Below are 20,314 nucleotides of genomic sequence, written 5' to 3'. Positions count from 1 at the left end.
ATGGGCCGCACAACTGCGCTAAGGAAGCTGCGCGACCCGTGTTTAATCCCGCGTTTACGAATTTCCTACAACTTCGCCTGGCGCACCGCGCCGCTGCGTGATTTGGCCATCGCCGCCAGACGCACCGCGACGTTCGCCGCACCATAACCGGCATAACCGTATTTACGCTGGATGATCTCGAAAAAGAAGCGCCCCTCGAACGGCTCGGTGTACACGTGAAACAACTCGCCACCCTGCGCGTCACGGTCGTAGAGCACGTTGTAATACGCCAGCTCGCTGAGGAATTCGTCGTCAAAATCGAAGCGCGCGGCGAGGTCGTCGTAATAGTTGAGCGGGATATCCAGCAACGGCACACCGGCTTCTTTGGCGCGGCTGACTTCGGCGAAGATGTCATCACAATCGAAGGCGATGTGATGCACACCGGAGCCGCGATAACTCGATAGCGCGTGGGAGATCGCGGTGTTACGGTTCTCCGAGATGTTCAGCGGCAGGCGAATCGAACTGTCACGGCTTCTCAGCGCCCGGCTCTTCACCAGACCATACGGATCGGGCAGCACCACTTCATCGTCAGCCTCGAAATCCAGCAGGCTCTTGTAGAACAGCACCCAACTGTCGAGGCTGTCGGCCGGCAACGCCATGGCCATGTGATCGATGCGTTTGAGGCCGCCACGGGCCTGAGCGTTCGGCAGCAGATTGAAGTCGGTCCCATAGACATCCGCCGCTTCATCCACCAGATAAATCAGGCTGCCATCCGGCGCACGCACCGCGGCCAGTTCCAGTTCGTTGGGGCCGACGAGGCCGCGATAGGGCTGGCCCTTGTAGGCGACCGCACGAGCGAGTGCGCTGGCGCTGTCCTTGACCCGCACGGCAGTGGCGCACAGCGACGGGCCATGGGCCTCGAAAAAACTGTGGCCAAACGAATACGGTTCGGCGTTGAGGATCAGGTTGATATCGCCCTGACGCAGCAGGCTCACGCTCTTGGAGCGGTGCTGCCCGGCCTTGACGAAGCCCAGGCGCTCCAGCCAGTTGCTCAGTTTGGCGCCGAGGCTTTCGTCGACGGCGAACTCAAGAAACTCGATGCCGTTGTATTCGCTGGCCGGCGGCGTTTCGAAGAGGATTTCGCGGTTGGCTACCGGCGTTGCTTGCTGTTCCAGGCGCTGACGGGTTTTCTCTTCCAGATACAGCAGCGAACGCAGACCATCGGCGGCATTCGCCCGTGGCGGTGCGGCGCGGAAACCATCATTGAAGATCTCCAGCGACAACGGCCCGGTGTAGCCGCTCTGGATGATCGGCGCGAGGAACCCCGGCAGATCGAATTCGCCCTGCCCCGGGAAGCAACGGAAATGCCGGCTCCATTCCAGAACATCCATGGCGAGGATCGGCGCGTCGGCCATTTGCACAAAGAAGATCTTGTCGCCGGGAATGTCGGCAATCGCGCTTGGATCACCTTTCAGCGACAAGGTGTGAAAACTGTCGAGCAGCACGCCGAGGGCCGGGTGATCCGCCTGGCGGACGATGTCCCAGACCTGTTGATAAGTATTGACGTGCCGGCCCCAGGCCAGCGCTTCATAGCCGATGCGCAACCCGCGAGCGCCGGCCCGTTCAGCCAGCAGGCGCAGGTCATCGACGAGAATCTGTTGATCGCCGATGCTGTCCGCCGAGGCGTTGCTGCAGACCAACACCAGATCGGTGCCCAGTTCCTGCATCAGGTCGAATTTGCGCTCGGCCCGCTCCAGATTGCGCGCCAGTCGATCACGGCGGCAGCCTTCAAAATCGCGGAACGGCTGGAACAGGGTGATGGCGATCCCCAGGTCAGCGCACATCTGCCTGATTTCCCGCGGGCTGCCGTCGTAATACAGAAGATCGTTCTCGAAAATCTCGACGCCGTCGAACCCGGCGGCGGCAATGGCTTCGAGCTTTTCCGGCAGGGTGCCGCTCAGGGAAACGGTGGCAATGGAACGCTGCATGTTTCTACTCCCGGACTGCGCTGCAGTTTTGTACAGGGGATCGTTTTTTATCGTGAGGAAATTATTGGCTGCATCGTCTTCAGCAGCAATTTAAAGTGTACCAGCCGGTTAGTTTTGCGTGCGATTATCGAACACTATGGCGTTTCGACGAATTGACGATTTTTCGTCCACTGCCCACCATCGACTTCACATTGAGTCCGGAAATGAACCTTCGGTCGCAGTGCGTGCAAACAACACCACATAACAAATTCAAAAACGGGTGGAACAATGATTCCTTCACAGACTTCCCGCATGGCCCCGGCCATGAGCACTGCCACGGGTGGCATCGGCGACAAGATCCGCGGCGCCATGGCTGTCGGCAAGACCCGTTGGGGCATGCTGGCGCTGGTGTTTTTCGCCACGACCCTGAACTACATCGACCGCGCCGCCCTCGGCGTCATGCAGCCCATCCTCGCCAAGGAAATGAGCTGGACGGCGATGGATTACGCCAACATCAACTTCTGGTTTCAGGTCGGCTACGCGATTGGTTTCGTCCTGCAGGGACGCCTGATCGACCGGGTCGGCGTGAAACGCGTGTTCTTCTGCGCAGTGCTGCTCTGGAGCCTGGCCACCGGCGCCCACGGTCTGGCGACGTCGGCCGTCGGCTTCATGGTCTGCCGGTTCATCCTCGGCCTGACCGAAGCGGCCAACTACCCGGCCTGCGTGAAAACCACGCGCCTGTGGTTCCCGGCCGGTGAACGCGCCGTGGCCACCGGCATCTTCAACGCCGGGACCAACGTCGGCGCCATGTTCACGCCGATGCTGTTGCCACTGATTCTCCACGTATGGGGCTGGCAGGCGGCGTTCCTGTGCATGTCGGCACTCGGCGGGATCTGGCTGCTGTTCTGGGGCTTGAAATACTTCAACCCGGAAGACCATCCACGGGTGAAGAAATCCGAACTCGACTACATCCAGCAGGAAGTAGAACCGGAACAGGCCCGCGTACCGTTTTCACGCATCCTGCGCATGCGTGGCACCTGGGCGTTCGCCCTCGCCTATTCGCTGACCGCGCCGGTGTTCTGGTTCTACCTGTATTGGCTGCCGCCGTTTCTCAATCAGCAATACAACCTGGGCATCAACGTCACCCAGATGGGTATTCCGCTGATCATCATCTACGTGACGGCCGACTTCGGCAGCGTCGGCGGCGGCATTCTGTCGTCGTTCCTGATCGGTCGCGGCATGAACTCGATCAAGGCGCGGCTGCTGTCGATGTTCCTGTTCGCCTGCTGCATCATCGGCGTGATCATGGCCGCCGGTTCGAGCAATCTGTGGGTCGCCGTCGCGGCAATCTCCCTGGCCATCGGGGCGCATCAGGCCTGGACTGCGAACATCTGGAGCCTGGTGATGGACTACACACCCAAGCACATGATGAGCACGGTGTTCGGTTTCGGCGGCATGTGCGCCGCGATCGGCGGGATGTTCATGACCCAGATCGTCGGCCACATCCTGACCGTCACCAACAACAACTACACCGTGTTGTTCACGCTGATTCCGGCGATGTACTTCATTGCCCTGACCTGGATGTACTTCATGGCGCCGCGCAAGATTCCAGACGTCACCGAGTAACCCCGGCCTGCACCACCCTCCCCCTGTGGGAGCGGGCTTGCTCGCGAAAGCGGACTGACATTCAACATTGATGTTGACTGATCCACCGCCTTCGCGAGCAAGCCCGCTCCCACAGGGTTGTGTCTTTATCTCACTTACGGCTCTGCTGCCACGCCGCCGCCAGGCCGCTGCAGCAGATCACCGCAATGCCGATCACCGTCAACAGACTCGGCGTGTGATTGAACACCACCCACCCCAACAACCCGGCAAACACGATCTGGCAATAACCGAACGGCGCCAGCAATGCCGGCGCGGCATGGCGGAACGCCTGGGTCAGAAACAGGTGCGCGGTCATCCCGCAGCTGCCCAGCGCCAGCATCAACACGGCGTGAGGCAACGTTGGCACTTGCCAGAAGAACGGCACCAGCGCGCTCATCACCAAGGTGTTGCACAACCCGGCGAAGAAGTTGCTGGTGGTCGGGCTGTCGATTTCCGCGAGCTTGCGCGTCAGCAGTTGATAGAAGCAGAAAAACAGCGCCGAGCAGAACGGCAGCAGCACCGCCGGAGTGAACAGCTCGCCGCCCGGATGGACGATGATCAGCACCCCGATAAAACCGCAGATGACCGCGATCCACTGTCCGCGCGTCACCCGTTCCTTGAGCAGCGGCACCGACAGGGCCGTCACCAGCACCGGCGCAAGAAAGTTGACCGCCGTGGCCTCGGCCAGCGGGATGTACAGCAGCGCAGTGGTGAAAAACAGACTGGTGCCGAGCAGGCACAGCGCCCGCGCCAACTGCCACAACGGCCGTTTGGTGCGCAGCACGCGCAACCCCGACTGCGGCAGGAAAATCCCCGCCATCAGCAAGGTGTGCACCAGATACCGCGCCCACACCACCATGATGATCGGGTAAAAGCCCGAAAGGTATTTCGACAGGGCGTCGTGGCTGGAGAACAGGAAGGTCGCCACGACAATCAGCAAGATCCCCTTGAAGGGTTGGTTGACACCAGAGAGCGGGGTGCTGACGGTCATTGGATTTCCTTGTGTTGCAAAAAAGATCAAAAATCTTCGCAGGCAAGTCTCGTCGCCACTGGAACAACACTGTCCCTGTGGCAACGGGGTTGCCCGCGACAGGTGCGCAGCAGCGCTTAAAGCTGCGCCAACAACGCTCGGGTGCTATCCATCGCCATCTGCGCCCGCTGCAATCCACTCACGCCCTGCTCGAGCAATTTCACCGCAGGAATTTCCAGGCTCAACGCAAGATTAGTCGGCAGCGCTTTCAGCAACCCGAGCAAGTCACAATCGCCCTCGCCGGGAAACCGCCGTTCATTGCGCGCCTGACGCAAGATCTCGGCCATGTCCGCCGGTCTCGGGCCCGCCACATCGCACAATTGCGCATAACGCAGGCGCGCAGGCGCGACGTGGGCCAGATCCTCCAGCCGTGAGCCGGAGCGATCGAAATGAAAGGCATCGACCAGCACCGCGGCGTTTTCCCGGTCGGCATTGGCAACGATGCGCAACGCCTGCTCGAGGTTGCGCGCATCGGTCCAGGGCATGAACTCCAGATGCGGATGCAAGCCGTAAGGCGCCGCCAGATCACACAACGCGGCAAAATTGTCGGTGAGCCGTTGCTCGTCAGGATCGTTGCCGGCGACCAGTAACTCACTGGCGCCGAACTCCGCGCCGACGGCCAGCAATTGCTCAAAATCGGCGACCACGGTTTGCGGTTTCAAGCGCAGGATTTCCACATCGAGCACAGCGATGCCAGTGTCGCGCAAACGCGCCAGCGTCTGACGCCGCAAATCAGCATCGGCCACCAACGGAAAATGATATTCCTCGGGCGTCGCCGGCTCGAGACGCAGGCCGACATGGCTGTAACCGGCACGCGCCGCCACCTCGACCATTTGCGGTGGCGACAATTCGAGTACGGTGAGACTGGCCAGGGACAGGATTCGTTCGTTCATGTTCAAGCCTCGACCACTGCAGGGGAACAGGCACGACCGCTGGCCGCCGCCTCGCGAATCGCCTCGATCAGCGCCAATGTTCGTGCGGCATCGGCGGCACTGACCAGCGGTTCGACTTCACGCCGCGCGACCTGCACAAAATGCTGCAGCTGCAAACGCAACGCGTCCCCGGCCGCGCAATGTTCCTGCACCGCGAGCAAAGGCTCGTGCCAACCGGCATCGACTTGATCGGCAGCGTAATGCCAGCGCTTGAGTTGCGGAATGCTCAGCGCCCCGGCGGTACCCGCCAGCAGATAACACGGCTGATCGACCTGACGCGGGTAGACCGGGTTCTCCCCGGAATTCAGCTCCCAGCTCCACGGCGCGGCGACGGCATCAGAACCGCTCAGCGTACCGAGTGCACCGTCGGCAAATTGCAGCAACAGCGCCACGCTGTCTTCGTTGGCAAAACCACGCACCGCGTTGTCGGTGACGGCCTGCACCGATTGCACTTCACCGCACAGGTGACGCAGCAGATCGAGGTCGTGAATCAGATTGGTCAGCAACAGGCCCGCCCCCGGTTCACGGCGCCACGGGATCTCGAAATAAGCGTCGGGTTTGCGTAACTGGAACAGCGCGGTAACCGTGGTCAGCCTCCCGAGCGCGCCGCTGCGCAACAACTCATGGGCGCGCACGATCAGCGGATTGTGCCGCCGATGATGGCCGACCAGCACCGGCACGCCACAGCGTTTGACCGCCGCCACCAGTTCACGCACCTCATCCAGGTGCACGCCGACCGGTTTCTCCAGCAACACCGCAACCCCGGCGGCGAGGCAATCCAGGGCGGTGCTGACGTGCTGATTATTCGGATTGGCCACGATCACCGCGTCTGGCCGCGCCTGCTCCAGCATCTGCCGGTGATCGGCGAAATGCGCCACGCCCCACTGCCCCGCCAGCGCGGCAGCCTGCGGGCCGGGATCGGCCACTGCGCATAAGCGGGCTTCGTTGAGGGTTTGCAGGTGCTGGTAATGCTGCTGGCCCATGTTGCCAGCGCCGATCAGGGCGATACGAAGGGGCGGAGTCAAGACGCGATCCTTTTGTGATTGTTGTTGGAAAAGTCACTCCAGCAACAATTTAGAACCGCGTTCCACAATCAAACACCCAGTGATGGGAAAACCGTGCGAACACCGCACAACTTCATACACAACGCCTGACCTGTAGGAGCTGCCGAAGGCTGCGATCTTTTGACTTTGTTTTTCAAGATCAAAAGATCGCAGCCTTCGGCAGCTCCTACAGGGGATCGGTCAGATGAATAACTCAGACGCCAGGCTCGCCGCCGACAATTCCTCGGTGAACTTCACCAGCAACGGCGCCAATTCGTGCAGTCGCGCGCCGGGCATCCGTGCGCTTGGCCCGGCAATGCTCAGTACGCCGATCACTCGCCCGTCCACCGGATGCTTGACCACCGCGGCAATCGCCGAGGTGCCCACCGCCGAACTTTCCTCGACACAGGCATAACCCTGTTCCCGCGCCAGGCGCAGGCGCTCCAGCAGTTCGATATTGGAGCGCGGCGCATTCGGCCCGACGCCCACCGGTACTTCCGCGCCCTGGCGCTCGACCAGCGACAACGCCTCGGCATCGCTCATGCAGGCCAGCCACGCATGCCCGGAGGCGGTGTAGAACAGCGGCGCATCGCGCCCCATGTCCGGGTCATAACGCAAGCCCGTGCGTGCGCCCTGTGCCTTGGCGATCCAGGTCTGGCGCTCGCCATCGATCACCCCCAGACGCACCAGTTCACCGGTTTCCTGAGCCAGTCGATCCAGCACCGGCTGCACGATGTCGGCACCGCTGCTCGACAGGTACTGAAACCCCATCGCCACCAGTTTGGTCGACAAGTGATAGCGCAAAGTGTCGGCATTCTGCCGCACGTAACCCAGGCGAATCAGCTCGGCGAGCATGCGGTGAGTGGCACTTTTCGGAATGTCCAGTTGTTCGGCGAGGGTCTGCATCGGCAGCCCGCGCGGCTCACTGGTGAGGCTTTCGAGCACGCTGAAAACCCGTTCGATCTGACTGCCGGCCATGGGGAAATCCAAGTGAAATTTTGCCGATTCTAGAAGACATCTCACACAAAGCGAAATCCGGAACTGGCCGGGCGATAACCGCCCACTTTACTGAAACAAGCCTTGTTGCGGTCGCGCTTCATTGGTTAATTTCTGGAATCCAATTCCAATAAAACCTACTGCGGAGCGTTGCCTGATGCCTGCCGAACTTCCCGAAATCGACTGCGACGTTCTGGTCGTCGGCTCCGGAGCCGCCGGTTTATCCACAGCGGTCACTGCGGCGTGGCATGGTCTGAAAGTCATCGTGGTTGAAAAAGAACCGGTATTCGGTGGTGCCACTGCGTGGTCCGGCGGCTGGGCGTGGGTGCCGTGCAATCCGCTGGCCCGGCGCGCCGGCATCGTCGAGGACGTTGAGCAACCGCGCACTTACCTGCGCCACGAACTCGGCGAGCATTACGACCCGGCAATGGTCGATGCCTTCCTCACCGCCGGGCCGCACATGGTCGCGTTTTTTGAACAACACACCGCTCTGCAATTTGCCGACGGCAACGCCATCGCCGACATTCATGGCGATACACCCGGCGCCGGCACGGGCGGTCGCTCGGTGATCGCTGCGCCTTACGACGGACGACAAGTCGGACGCCTGCTCAAGCGCCTGCGTACAACGATGCGCGAAACCTCCTTCATGGGCATGCCAATCATGGCCGGCGCCGACCTTGCGGCGTTCCTCAATCTCAGCCGATCACTGAAAGCCGCGTGGCACGTAACCCGGCGTTTTACCCGGCACTTGCTTGACCTCGCGGTACACGGCCGGGCCATGCAACTGGTCAACGGTGTGGCGCTGGTCGCACGACTGGCGAAGTCCGCCGAGGACCTTGGCGTCCTGCTCTGGGCGTCTGCGCCAGTGACCGAACTGCTGCGCGATGAAGCAGGGGTTTGCGGCGCGTTGGTCAGCAGCGCCAAAGGTTCGATCCGCATTCATGCACGCAAAGCCGTGGTGCTGGCCGCCGGTGGATTTGCCAACGACATCGAGCGACGCAAGGCCTTGTTTCCGCGCACGCCCACGGGTCATGAACACTGGGCACTGCCGCCGCTGGCGGTGAATGGCGACGGCCTGCGCCTGGGCGAAAGTGTCGGCGCCACGGTCAACACCGACGTGGCTTCGCCCGTGGCCTGGGCGCCGATCTCGCAAGTGCCCCATACCGATGGCAGCATCGGCCATTTCCCACACATCATCGAACGCGGCAAGCCGGGAATTATTGGCGTACTGCGCAACGGCCAACGCTTCGTCAACGAAGCCAACGGTTACTACGACTACGTCAGCGCCATGGTTGCCGCCACGCCCGAGGGCGAAGAAGTCGCCTCCTGGCTGATCTGCACCCGCGCCTTTCAACGGCGTTATGGCTTGGGCATGTCGCGGCCATTTCCCGTACCGGTGTCAGGATTTATCCGCAGCGGCTATCTGAAAACCGGCAACACCCTTGAAGAATTGGCCAGCGCCTGCGGCATCGACCCCAGCGGGTTGCGCCACACGGTGGAGGACTACAACCGCCATGCACGCCACGGCGAGGACCCGTCGTTCGGTCGCGGCGCAACGCCCTATAACCGCAAACAAGGCGATCCGGCGAACCTTCCCAACCCTTGCGTTGCCCCAATAGAGACAGGCCCCTTCTATGCCGTGAAAGTCCAACCGGGCTGCTTCGGCACCTTTGCCGGGCTCAAGGTCAACCCGCATGCGCAAGTGCTCGATGCCAATGCCCAGCCTATCGCCGGGCTCTACGCCGCCGGTGGCGACATGGCCAGCATCATGGGCGGGCACTATCCGGCGGGCGGGATCAACCTCGGCCCGGCGCTGACTTTCGGCTACATCGCCGCCCGGCATATCGCCGGCATCACTGCTTTCGAACAGGAGATCGACCATGCAGCACATCGTTAACGCCCAGGGTTTGAACATGCCGAAACTCGGCCTCGGCACCTGGCCGATGCTCGGCGACGAATGCACCCGTGCCGTCGAGCAAGCGCTGGAACTCGGCTACCGGCACATCGACACGGCAGCGGCCTACAACAACGAAGACGCCGTCGGACAAGCATTGGCGAACACACCGACACCCCGCGAGCAGATTCATGTCACCACCAAGGTCTGGTGGGATCAGTTACAACCCGACGCGATGCGCCACTCGATGCAGCGCAGCCTCAAGGCCTTGCGCAGCGAGTACGTCGACCTGTTCATGATCCACTGGCCGAGCACTGACTGGGACTTGCCGCGCACGCTTGAAACCCTCGCATCCTTCAAGGAGCAAGGTCTGGCGCGCAACATCGGCGTGGCGAATTTTCCGCTATCGCTGCTGCGCAAAGTCGTCGAGGAATACGGCATCCCTCTGTCAGCGATTCAGGTCGAGTACCACGTCCTGCTCGGACAAAACGCCCTGCTCGACTACGCCCGCCAACACGATCTGGCACTGACGGCCTACACGCCATTGGCGCGTAACAAGGTCTCGGAGATTCCACAGATTCAGCAGATTGCCGAAAAACACGGCGTGCTACCGACTCAGGTCGCATTGAAATGGCTGCTGGAACAGCCTAACGTCGCGGCGATTCCCAAGGCCAGCAGCCGGGCCAATCAACTGGCGAACCTGGCTTCGCTGCAGGTTGAACTGGACGCTGAAGACCGCGCACTGATCGCCGCACTGCCGAAGAATCAGCGTCAGGTCAGCCCGGATTTCGCCCCGGTGTGGGATGCCTTCGATCGCTGACGCACAGCGCGCCGAGAGAAATCCGCCAACGGATTGAATTAGTCGCGTACACGCTCGTCAATAACAGGCCCGCCCTCGTCACCCGAGGCCGGGCCTGTTGGCGTGTGCGCGAATAGACGGACGACCGGACTGGCGCCACACTCTCACACCAGCAACACTCATCACCACGTACAGAAAGAGGATTTCCCACATGCTATGGAAAAAAGGCCGACGCAGTGACAACGTCGTCGATGCCCGTGGCGATGATACCGGCGGTGGCGGCGGCATGCGTTTCGGTGGCGGCAAGGGTCTGAGTCTGGGGGCGATTTTGCTGATCGTCGGCATCGGCTGGATCACCGGCCAGGATCCGTTGCAGATCCTCGGCCAGCTCACCGGGCAAATGACCGAGCAATCGGCACCGGCCTCGACGCAAACCCGCCAGGCGCCACCGGCCAACGACCAGCAAGCCGAATTCGTGCGTTCGATCCTTGGTGATACCGAAGACACCTGGGGCGCAATCTTCCAGCAGGCCGGGCGCCAATATAAGGACCCGACCCTGGTGCTGTTCAGCAACCGGGTGAATTCCGCTTGCGGGCTGGCGACTTCGGCGACCGGCCCGTTCTACTGCCCGGCGGATCAGAAAGTCTATCTGGACATGGCCTTCTTCCAGGAAATGGCCCAGCGCTTCAAGGCCGCCGGTGACTTCGCCCAGGCCTACGTGATCGCGCACGAAGTCGGCCACCATGTGCAGACGCTGCTCGGCGTCTCGGCAAAAATTCAGACGGCCCGTCAGCAGGGCCGGCAGATGCAGGGCGACGGCGGTTTGCTGGTGCGTCAGGAATTGCAGGCCGACTGCCTGGCCGGCGTCTGGGCCTACCATGCGCAGAAGCGCCTGAACTGGCTGGAACCGGGTGACGTCGAAGAGGCCTTGAATGCGGCCAACGCCATCGGTGATGATCGCCTGCAACAACAGGGTCAGGGCCGTGTGGTGCCGGACTCGTTTACCCATGGCACGTCGGCGCAAAGGGTGCGCTGGTTCAAAACCGGTTTCGCCCAAGGCCAGGTCGGCCAGTGCGATACCTTCGCGGCGAAAAACCTGTAAATGCGCAAATGGCTTTTGGCTTTACTGATCATCGGCGGCAACGCCCACGCGGCGGGCGTCGATGCCATCAGCCCCGGACGCCTGCAATTCGAGGCCGGCGAAATGGCCGTCGGCATCAGCCCGGCACCGGAAAAAATCGAGCGGGTGCTGATCGTCATTCACGGTCGTCTGCGCAACGCCGAGACCTACCGCAAGAGTGCCGAGCGCGCCACTGAACTGGCCGGGCAAACGGCGCACACGCTGGTGATCGCGCCGCAGTTTCTCAACGAAAGCGACGTCGCTCTGTACTCCCTGCCCAACACTTTGCTGCGCTGGAAAGGCAACGAGTGGATGGGCGGCGGGTTATCCACAGGGCCGAAGCCGCTGAGCTCCTACGCCGCACTCGACGCCATCGTCGCCCGGGTCAGTGATCGCAAACAGTTTCCGGATGTGCAGCAGATCGTGATTTTCGGCCATTCCGGTGGCGGACAAGTGGTGCAACGCTACGCGCTGCTGGCCAAGGATCAGCCGGCGCTGAAGGCCAACGGCATTCGCCTGCGGTATGTGGTGGCCAATCCGTCGTCGTACGCTTATTTCAACGAACAGCGGCCAGTGGCGTTCGATCACGCACAGTGCCCGGGCTTCAATCGCTGGAAGTACGGTCTGACCGACATGCCGGTGTACGCCGGTGGGCAAACGCCGATGCAGCTTGAAAGCAGTTACATCAAACGCGAGGTGATTTATCTGCTGGGGCAGCAGGACACCGACCCGCAACATCCGGCGCTGGACAAGAGTTGCGCCGCCGAGGCGCAGGGCGCGTATCGACTGGAGCGGGGCAAGGCGTTTTTCAGTTACCTGCTGCGCCGCCACCCGGAAGGGGTGAATCAGCGGCTGGTGGAAGTGCCCGGTGTCGGGCATAACGGCGATGGGATGTTGACGTCGCCGGAGGGACAGAAAGCGCTGTTTGATCAGTAATCCTTGCGGTGGCCGTTCTGGCCTCTTCGCGAGCAAGCTCGCTCCCACAGTTGGAATGCATTCCCCTGTGGGAGCGAGCTTGCTCGCGAAGGCAATCTGACAGGCACCGAAGATCTCAGGCCAAAAGCATCCGCCGCAACTCGACACAATCCTGCGCATGCCAGTCCGTCAGCTCCGGCCACGGGTTGTCCGGCAGATTCACCAGCACCGTCCGCGCCCCGGCCGCCCGCCCGCAATCGAGGTCGAAGCGGTAGTCCCCGACCATCACCATCTCGTTGGCCGGTACGTTCCAGGCTTCGGCCAGTTTCAGCAATCCGCCGGGATGCGGCTTCGGTGGCGCTTCATCGCGGCCCAGCACATCTTCCACGGCGAAGCAGTCGGCCAGGCCGATGGCGTCGAGCGTCACATGCGCGAGTTCCCGCGCATTGCGGGTCAGAATGCCCAGGCGATAGCCACGCCCGTGCAGGTCGCGCACCAGCTCCACCGCACCGGCAGCCGGTTTCGAACCCAGCGCCAGATCGCGCTCATGCTCCAGCAACCACGCGTGTTTCGCCGCGGCCTCCTCGGCCGGCAGCGAAGCGAGGTGGGTGAGAATGTCGTCCTCGGGCGGAATCGCCAGCGCCACGCGAATCGCCGCAAAGTCATGCACGGCGACGGTCAGGGTGCCGTCCATGTCGAACACCCAGTGCTTCACATCGCTCAGGCTCATGCCCAGTCCTTGCGGTGACGAATCAGGCCTTCCTGGGTCACCGACGCCACCAGTTGCCCGGCGCGGTTGTACACGCTGCCACGGGAGAAACCCCGGGAATTGCCGGCCCACGGGCTGTCCATCGCATAGAGCAGCCAGTCATCGGCGCGCAGATCGTTGTGGAACCACAACGCATGATCGAGGCTGGCGACCTGCATGTCTTTCTGCCAGACCGACTTGCCGTGCGGCAGCATCGACGTGGTCAGCAAACCGAAGTCCGAAGCATAGGCCAGCAGGTATTTGTGCAGCGCCGGAATATCCGCCAACGCGCCGTCGGCACGGAACCACACGTATTTCACCGGATCGGCCGGTTGCGGGTTGTACGGGTCTTTTTCAGTGACCGGGCGCACTTCGATCGGTTTCGGGCACAGCAGTTTTTCGCGCATGTGCTCGGGGATCAGGTGCGCGCGTTGCTGGGTCAGTTCCAGCTCCGACGGCAGGTTTTCCGGGCCGACCACCACCGGCATCTGGCTCTGGTGCTCGAAGCCTGCCTCGTCGTACTGAAACGAAGCGCTGCAAGTGAAGATCGGGTGGCCTTTTTGGATGGCCGTGACCCGACGGGTGCTGAAGCTGCCGCCATCACGCACGCGATCCACCGAATACACCACCGGCAACTTGGCATCGCCCGGGCGCAGGAAATAGCCGTGCATCGAATGCACATGGCGCGCCTCTTCAACCGTCTGACTGGCCGCCGACAGCGACTGACCGAGCACCTGCCCGCCGAACAACTGACGGAAACCCAAGTCCTGGCTGCGGCCACGGAACAGGTTTTCCTCGATCGGTTCCAGGGTCAGCAGGTCGACCAGATCTTCCAACACTTGGCTCATTCAGACTCTCCTCACACAACGCTATGCCGCGCAGTCTTGGCTGCGGCGGCCCATTCAGGTTCTGGCGCGAGCCACTGTCGCGCCATTGTAAACGTCCGTGTCGGCTTAGCCATGCAGGGTTTGCAGCCATTGCTCCCTGGTGATTCGGTACAACAGATGCCGGCGCAACGGATGATCGACGGCAACTTTGGGGTGATCGAAATCATCGGCCGGATCGTGCTGCATGCCAATCGCCTGCATGACTTTCTCCGACGGCAGATTGCTCTGCGCGGTGAAAGAAACGATCTCCTTCAGCCCCAGCCGATCAAAGCCTGCGCGCAATGCCGTCCACGCCGCCTCACTGGCATAGCCGAGGCCCCAATGCTCGCGGGCCAGACGCCAGCCGATTTCCACCGCCGGAGTGAACGGCGCATCGAAACCGACCACGCCGAGGCCGGTGAAACCGATGAACTCACCGCTGTCCTTGCGCTCCAGCGCCCACAGACCGAAGCCGTGCTCGGCAAAATGCCCGCGCACCCGGCCGATCATCGACGCACTTTCCAGACGGCTGAGCGGTGCCGGAAAGTAGCGCATCACCTGCGGATCGGCGCACATCGCCGCAAATGCCGGCAAATCCTCGTCGCGCCACTGACGCATCAACAGGCGTGCGCTTTCGAGTTGCTGAATCGGCTCCATCATGCCCCTCCATTTCCATGCCGCAAGTCTACATCGCTGGTAGGATCGTTCACTCTTTCCTGCGTTCCCAATCTTCAACAGCCATACGAAATCACCATGCCACTGCCGCTGATCTACCACGAAGACTACAGCCCCGAGTTTCCGGCGGATCACCGCTTTCCCATGGACAAGTTCCGCTTGCTGCGCGATCACCTGGTCGACAGCGGCCTGACCCGCGACGCCGACCTGCTGCGTCCCGAGATCTGTCCCAACGACATCCTCGCCCTGGCCCATGACCGTCGCTATATCGAACGTTACATGAGCGGCGAGTTGTCCCGTGAAGATCAGCGGCGCCTCGGCCTGCCGTGGAACGAAGCGCTGGCGCGACGCACCGTGCGCGCGGTCGGTGGCTCGATTCTGGCGGCGGAAAAAGCCCTGGAGCACGGTCTGGCCTGTCACCTCGCCGGCGGCACCCATCACGCCCACTACGACTACCCGGCCGGGTTCTGCATCTTCAACGACCTGGCGATCATCAGCCATTACCTGCTGCAAAGCGGTCGGGTGAACCGGGTGTTGATCTTCGATTGCGACGTGCATCAGGGCGACGGCACTGCGCGGATCCTGCAGGACACCCCGGAGGCGATCACCGTTTCCCTGCACTGCGAAAAGAACTTTCCGGCACGCAAGGCCGAAAGCGACTGGGACATTCCGCTGCCCAAAGGTATGGGCGATGCCGACTATCTGCAGGTGGTGGATGACACGCTCAACTACCTGCTGCCGCTGTATCAACCGGACCTGGTGCTGTACGACGCCGGCGTCGATGTGCACAAGGACGACGCCCTCGGTTATCTGCAGCTGACAGACGAAGGCGTCGCCGCCCGCGATGAAAGCGTGATGCGTCACTGCCTGGGCCGCGACATCCCGGTGGTTGGCGTGATCGGCGGCGGCTACAGCAAGGATCGCCACGCCCTCGCCCGCCGCCACGGCATCCTCCATCACAGCGCGCAACGGGTCTGGACGTCACACGGTTGTCACTAAGCTGTGCTGCGTTACCCACAATGGCTGTGGAACGGCCTGTGGATAACCTGAGCGAAAGGGACTACAGCCCATACCGCTCATGGCCTGCAGCACACTGACTAATTTTTAACCAGGTATTGAATCCACTAAATACCCCTGTGGGAGCGAGCTTGCTCGCGAAGGCGGCGTGTCAGTCAACTGGATGTTGAATCTACCGACGTCTTCGCGAGCAAGCTCGCTCCCACAGAGATCTCCCACATCGATCTGCGCTGTTAGAATGCGCGCCTTATCCCGCCATACCGCAGCGCACGCCATGACCCAGACTTCCGCCCCCCTCCCCGCTCACGTCGCCATCATCGGCGGTGGCCCCGCCGGCCTGATGGCCGCCGAAGTGCTGAGCCAGGCCGGCGTGCGCGTCGATCTGTACGACGGCATGCCCTCGGTCGGTCGCAAGTTCCTGCTGGCCGGGGTCGGCGGCATGAACATCACCCACTCCGAGCCTTACCCGGCGTTCCTCGCGCGCTACGCCGAACGCGCGCCGCAGATCGCGCCGTTACTGCGCGGTTTCGACGCCGACGCGTTGTGCCGCTGGATTCATGAACTGGGCATCGAAACCTTTATCGGCAGCTCCGGCCGGGTATTCCCCACCGACATGAAAGCCGCGCCGCTGCTGCGCGCCTGGCTCAAGCGCCTGCGCGACAGCGGCGTGGTTATCCACACCCGCCATCGCTGGCTCGGCTGGGATGAACACGATGCGCTGCGCATCGCCAGCCCCGACGGCGAAATCACCGTCAAACCCGACGCCACCCTGCTCGCCCTCGGCGGCGGCAGTTGGTCACGACTGGGTTCGGATGGCGCGTGGATGCTGCCCCTTGAGCAAAAAGGCGTAGGACTGGCGCCGTTGCAGCCGAGCAATTGCGGCTTCGAGGTGCAGGCCTGGAGCGAGTTCCTTGTCAGCAAATTCGCCGGCGCACCGCTGAAAAATGTCGCCATCGGTTTGAACGACGATATCCCGCGCCTGGGCGAATGCGTGATTACCGCGACCGGGGTCGAAGGCAGCCTGATCTATGCACTGTCGGCACCGATTCGCGAAGCGATCAATGCACACGGCTCAGCCACGGTGCACATCGATCTGCTGCCCGGCCGTCCTGTGGATAAATTACAGGCCGCGTTGAGCAAACCCCGCGGCTCGCGTTCGATGGCCAAGCATCTGCACAGTCAGGTCGGGATTGATGGGGTGAAAGCGGCGTTGTTGCGAGAGCTGAGCGATGCAGCAACGTTTGCTGATCCGGCGCTGTTGGCGCGGGCGATCAAGGCGTTACCGCTGACTTTGGTAAAAACGCGGCCGCTGGACGAAGCGATCAGCAGTGCCGGTGGCGTGACGTTCGAAGCGCTGGATCAGCGTTTGATGCTCAAGGCGTTGCCGGGGGTGTTCTGTGCGGGCGAGATGCTGGATTGGGAAGCGCCGACGGGCGGCTATCTGCTGACCGGGTGTTTTGCCAGCGGGCGATCTGCGGGTTTTGGGATGCTGGAGTGGTTGCGCAAGGACTGAGGACCGCGGCGCGCCCTTCGCGAGCAAGCCCGCTCCCACAGGAGATCTCCATTTCAATGAAGGCCCATGTGGGAGCGGGCTTGCTCGCGAAGGCGTCCTTACAGACACCCCATCAGATCAAGGCTTGCGCTTACGCGGCCCAGTGTTGAACACCGGCACCTTGCGTACAGGCTTGATCGAAGGCTCGGGCGCCTGAGTCTCGCCGCTGTCGACCCATTTACCGAGATTGCGCTTGCCGCCACCGCCACCGGACGTCTTCGGCTTTTTCGGTTTCTTCGGCTTCTTGATCACCTGACCGCTGGCGTCGGTATCCGGCACGCGGTGCTCAGGTTCGAAGTCCGGCTCGTTCTGACGCTTCAAGGTCTGACGCGTGAGCATCTCGATTGCCGAAAGCATGTTCACTTCATCCGCGCACACCAGCGAAATCGCCTCGCCCGTCGCACCGGCACGGCCAGTACGACCGATGCGGTGAATGTAATCCTCGGCCACAATCGGCAGGTCGAAGTTGACCACCAGCGGCAGGTCTTCGATGTCCAGACCACGAGCAGCCACGTCGGTCGCCACCAGAATCTGCACTTCGCTGAGCTTGAAACGATCTAGCGCACGCTGACGGGTCGCCTGCGGTTTGTCGCCATGGATGCCGTCAGCGTTGATGCCCAGGCCCTGGAGCTTTTCCACCAGCGCATCCACACCGTTACGGGTCTTGGCGAACACCAGCACCTGCTTCCACTTGTTCTTGCGCATCAGGTGCACGAATAGTTCCGGCTTGCGCTTCTTGTCCACCGTCACCACCCACTGCTTGACGGTGTTGGCCGCGACGTTGCGCGGGCTGACTTCGATGCTCAGCGGATCGTTGAGCATCTGCCCGGCGAGCAGGCGGATGTCATCGGAGAAGGTCGCAGAGAACAGCAGCGTCTGGCGCTTCTTCGGCAGCATGCGGTAAATGTTCGCCAGTTCTTCGGAGAAGCCCAGGTCGAGCATGCGGTCGGCTTCATCCAGCACCAGGGTTTGCAACTGATCGAGTTTCAACGCGTTCTGGCGGAACAGGTCGATCAGGCGACCAGGCGTGGCGACCAGCACATCAACGCCGCCGCGCAGCTTCATCATCTGCGGGTTGATGCTGACGCCACCGTACACCGCGTAAGTGCGCAACGGCAGGTTTTCTGCATATTGGCGCACCGACTCATGAACCTGCTCCGCCAGCTCGCGGGTCGGCACCAAAATCAGCGCACGCGCCGAATTGGCGGCCACTTTCGGCCCTTCCATGGCCAGCAACTGCAGCAGCGGCAAGGCGAAACCGGCGGTCTTGCCGGTGCCGGTCTGGGCCGCAGCCATCAGGTCGCGACCGGCCAGAACGGCCGGAATGGCTTGCGCCTGGACCGGCGTTGGAGTCTGGTAGCCGAGCTTCTCGAGGGAGCGCAGCAAGGGTTCGATCAGGCCAAGGGTGGCGAAAGTCATGGGAGTACCGTAGGAAAAATCAGCGCGGTTGCGCAAAACAAGGGTGCAATGGCGCGCAGTTTACCCTAATTCACACGTTGCTCTGCTGGAATGGCGGTCTTCGGCGTCTCCACGACGAGCGGCTGCGCCGGGCGCCGCCACTGCGGAAGACCGATCAGCACCACCGCGCTGATGATCACCAGCATCGCCAGCGCCTCTTCCATGCCAATGCTCTCGCCGACAAATACGATCCCCAGCAACACCGCCACCGCCGGGTTGACGTAGGCATAACTGGTGGCCGCTGCCGGGCGCACGTGCTTGAGCAGGTACATGTAGGAATTGAAGGCGATGATCGAGCCGAAGAAAATCAGATAACCCAGGGCCAGCCAGCCTTCCACCGGCGGCAAGGCTTGCAGGTGTTCGCCGCTGACCGCGCTGCCGATCAGCAGCACCACGCCACCCACCAGCATCTCTACGGCACTGGCCATCGCACCTTGCGGCAACGGCAGGTGTTTGCTCCACACCGAGCCGAACGCCCAGGTTGCCGCCGCAAAAATCAGCAGCGCCGCGCCCATCGGGCTCGATTGCAGGTTGGAACCCATGTTGAGCATGGCGATGCCGATAATCCCCAACGCCACCCCGGCCCACTCCAGCCGAGTATTGCGCGCGCCCCAGAAATAGCCGCAGAGCAAGGTGAACAACGGCACCGTCGCCACCGCCAACGCGGCCACGCCGGACGCCACGCCGCTGTGCTCGGCGACACTGACCGCGCCGTTACCGAAACTGAGCAGCAAAATCCCGATGATCCCCGCCGCTTTCCACTGCGCCCAGGTCGGCGCTGGCGCCCCGCGCCAGCGCAGGAAGGCATACATCAGGCTGCCGGCAATCACGAAGCGCACGCCGCCGAGCATCAGTGGCGGCCAGTATTCGACGCCGATACGGATCACCAGATAGGTCGATCCCCAAATCACGTACAGCGCAAAAAACGCGGCGATCAGCGGCAGAGAAAAACGGCGCAAGGCAGGCATGGGCAGCTCGACAGTCAGAGGCAGGGTGTGAATTAATTCTAGAAAGGCCGGCGCGCAAAAATAAGCTACAAAACCTGTTTATCGCGCCGGTACACTTTTGAAACAACGGAGATCGACGGGATTAACCGCGATTTCGAAAGTCTGGCAATTTCAGGAGTCCGGCCTTGGACAAATACGACCGCATGCTGCTCAGCGCCCTGTTGGAAAACGGTCGCGCGTCCTACGCCGATCTGGCACGCAAGGTGAACCTCTCTGCCCCGGCGGTGGCCGAACGCGTCGCCAAACTTGAGGCAGCCGGGGTGATCACCGGGTATCAGGCGAATATCGACCTGTCGAAAATCGGCTTGCCGATCCAGTGCATGATCGAATTGCGCCTGCACCAGAATGGCAGTCAGAAGGTCTACGACGAACTGGTGAAAATCCCGCAACTGACCGAATGCTTTCGAGTGACCGGCGATCCGTGCGTGATGATGAAGGGCGCGGTGGGCTCGATGCCGGAGTTGGAAGAGTTGATCAATCGGGTGGCGAAGTTCGGCTTCAGCAAGACCTCGATTGTGTTATCGAGCGCGATCGAGAAGCGCGTGCCGTTGAGCCATATCGAAGGCAACGGCAAGTAATCAGCAACTCAGAGGATCCAAATGTGGGAGCAACTGTCTTACTGCCACCGTTCGTCACCGCCACTCTGTGCCGTCTCGCAGCATGGCATTCAGC

At 62.0% G+C, this 20,314-nt stretch carries 18 protein-coding genes; 8 read left to right on the top strand and 10 right to left on the bottom strand.

The annotated features are described in order from the left end of the window. Positions 1–65 precede the first annotated feature (65 nt). Entirely contained in the window at positions 66–1,967 is a 1,902-nt protein-coding gene (gene quiC, locus M0814_RS24780; protein WP_103484806.1) for a 3-dehydroshikimate dehydratase QuiC, read from the bottom strand. Positions 1,968–2,234: 267 nt separating this feature from the next. On the opposite strand from quiC, the gene M0814_RS24775 reads away from it, so the two are divergent. Continuing rightward, positions 2,235–3,572, top strand: a complete 1,338-nt coding sequence (locus tag M0814_RS24775; protein WP_103367271.1) for an MFS transporter — start codon at positions 2,235–2,237, stop codon at positions 3,570–3,572. A 130-nt stretch (positions 3,573–3,702) separates the two neighbouring features. Here M0814_RS24775 and M0814_RS24770 read toward each other — a convergent pair whose 3' ends face one another. The 4 genes from M0814_RS24770 to M0814_RS24755 all read right to left on the bottom strand — a co-directional run bounded on the left by M0814_RS24770 (position 3,703) and on the right by M0814_RS24755 (position 7,573). Beyond that, positions 3,703–4,581 (bottom strand): DMT family transporter, encoded by an 879-nt coding sequence (locus tag M0814_RS24770; protein ID WP_103484808.1) that lies wholly within the window; start codon positions 4,579–4,581, stop codon positions 3,703–3,705. 116 nt (positions 4,582–4,697) lie between these two features. Then, entirely contained in the window at positions 4,698–5,513 is an 816-nt protein-coding gene (locus tag M0814_RS24765; protein WP_103484809.1) for a sugar phosphate isomerase/epimerase, read from the bottom strand. 2 nt (positions 5,514–5,515) lie between these two features. Next, complete coding sequence (locus M0814_RS24760; protein ID WP_103484810.1) at positions 5,516–6,577, bottom strand: Gfo/Idh/MocA family oxidoreductase; 1,062 nt, start codon at positions 6,575–6,577, stop codon at positions 5,516–5,518. 219 nt (positions 6,578–6,796) lie between these two features. After that, positions 6,797–7,573 carry an IclR family transcriptional regulator gene (locus M0814_RS24755; protein WP_103484811.1) on the bottom strand — a complete coding sequence of 259 codons (777 nt, stop codon included), beginning with the start codon at positions 7,571–7,573 and terminating at the stop codon, positions 6,797–6,799. A gap of 175 nt (positions 7,574–7,748) precedes the next feature. On the opposite strand from M0814_RS24755, the gene M0814_RS24750 reads away from it, so the two are divergent. From M0814_RS24750 to M0814_RS24735, 4 genes are all read left to right on the top strand, one after another. Next, a complete protein-coding gene (locus M0814_RS24750; RefSeq protein ID WP_103484812.1) occupies positions 7,749–9,488 on the top strand; it encodes an FAD-dependent oxidoreductase in 1,740 nt (579 codons plus the stop codon). After that, entirely contained in the window at positions 9,472–10,305 is an 834-nt protein-coding gene (locus M0814_RS24745; RefSeq protein WP_103484813.1) for an aldo/keto reductase, read from the top strand. Before M0814_RS24750 ends, M0814_RS24745 begins: the two co-directional genes overlap by 17 nt. Before the next feature lie 190 nt (positions 10,306–10,495). Next, entirely contained in the window at positions 10,496–11,386 is an 891-nt protein-coding gene (locus M0814_RS24740; protein WP_103484814.1) for a neutral zinc metallopeptidase, read from the top strand. Further along, positions 11,387–12,340 carry an alpha/beta fold hydrolase gene (locus M0814_RS24735; protein WP_103484815.1) on the top strand — a complete coding sequence of 318 codons (954 nt, stop codon included), beginning with the start codon at positions 11,387–11,389 and terminating at the stop codon, positions 12,338–12,340. It begins immediately after the preceding gene. Between the two features lie 115 nt (positions 12,341–12,455). On the opposite strand, the gene M0814_RS24730 is transcribed toward M0814_RS24735, so the two are convergent. From M0814_RS24730 to M0814_RS24720, 3 genes are all read right to left on the bottom strand, one after another. Then, positions 12,456–13,049, bottom strand: coding sequence for an HAD family hydrolase (locus tag M0814_RS24730; protein ID WP_103484816.1), 594 nt, complete (start codon positions 13,047–13,049; stop codon positions 12,456–12,458). Then, positions 13,046–13,915, bottom strand: a complete 870-nt coding sequence (tesB, locus tag M0814_RS24725; protein ID WP_003228466.1) for an acyl-CoA thioesterase II — start codon at positions 13,913–13,915, stop codon at positions 13,046–13,048. Before tesB ends, M0814_RS24730 begins: the two co-directional genes overlap by 4 nt. Positions 13,916–14,020: 105 nt before the next feature. Next, positions 14,021–14,590 (bottom strand): GNAT family N-acetyltransferase, encoded by a 570-nt coding sequence (locus tag M0814_RS24720; RefSeq protein WP_003228468.1) that lies wholly within the window; start codon positions 14,588–14,590, stop codon positions 14,021–14,023. A 96-nt stretch (positions 14,591–14,686) separates the two neighbouring features. Between M0814_RS24720 and M0814_RS24715 the strand changes: the two genes are divergently transcribed. After that, positions 14,687–15,607, top strand: a complete 921-nt coding sequence (locus M0814_RS24715; RefSeq protein WP_003228470.1) for a histone deacetylase — start codon at positions 14,687–14,689, stop codon at positions 15,605–15,607. A 292-nt stretch (positions 15,608–15,899) separates the two neighbouring features. After that, a complete protein-coding gene (locus M0814_RS24710; protein ID WP_103484817.1) occupies positions 15,900–17,138 on the top strand; it encodes a TIGR03862 family flavoprotein in 1,239 nt (412 codons plus the stop codon). A 117-nt stretch (positions 17,139–17,255) separates the two neighbouring features. On the opposite strand, the gene M0814_RS24705 is transcribed toward M0814_RS24710, so the two are convergent. Both M0814_RS24705 and yedA read right to left on the bottom strand, forming a co-directional pair. Continuing rightward, positions 17,256–18,596, bottom strand: a complete 1,341-nt coding sequence (locus M0814_RS24705) for a DEAD/DEAH box helicase (RefSeq protein ID WP_003228472.1) — start codon at positions 18,594–18,596, stop codon at positions 17,256–17,258. A 65-nt stretch (positions 18,597–18,661) separates the two neighbouring features. Beyond that, positions 18,662–19,603 carry a drug/metabolite exporter YedA gene (yedA, locus tag M0814_RS24700; RefSeq protein ID WP_003228473.1) on the bottom strand — a complete coding sequence of 314 codons (942 nt, stop codon included), beginning with the start codon at positions 19,601–19,603 and terminating at the stop codon, positions 18,662–18,664. Between the two features lie 164 nt (positions 19,604–19,767). Here yedA and M0814_RS24695 point away from each other — a divergent pair, with 164 nt between their 5' ends. Beyond that, positions 19,768–20,220 (top strand): Lrp/AsnC family transcriptional regulator, encoded by a 453-nt coding sequence (locus M0814_RS24695; RefSeq protein ID WP_103484818.1) that lies wholly within the window; start codon positions 19,768–19,770, stop codon positions 20,218–20,220. Positions 20,221–20,314: the final 94 nt, after the last annotated feature.

The organism is Pseudomonas sp. MWU12-2020, assembly GCF_023100605.1.
GTDB classification, from domain to species: Bacteria; Pseudomonadota; Gammaproteobacteria; order Pseudomonadales; family Pseudomonadaceae; genus Aquipseudomonas; species Aquipseudomonas fluorescens_H.
The sequence above is the reverse complement of the archived record's forward strand: the minus strand, read 5'-3'. Positions and strand labels throughout refer to the sequence as shown.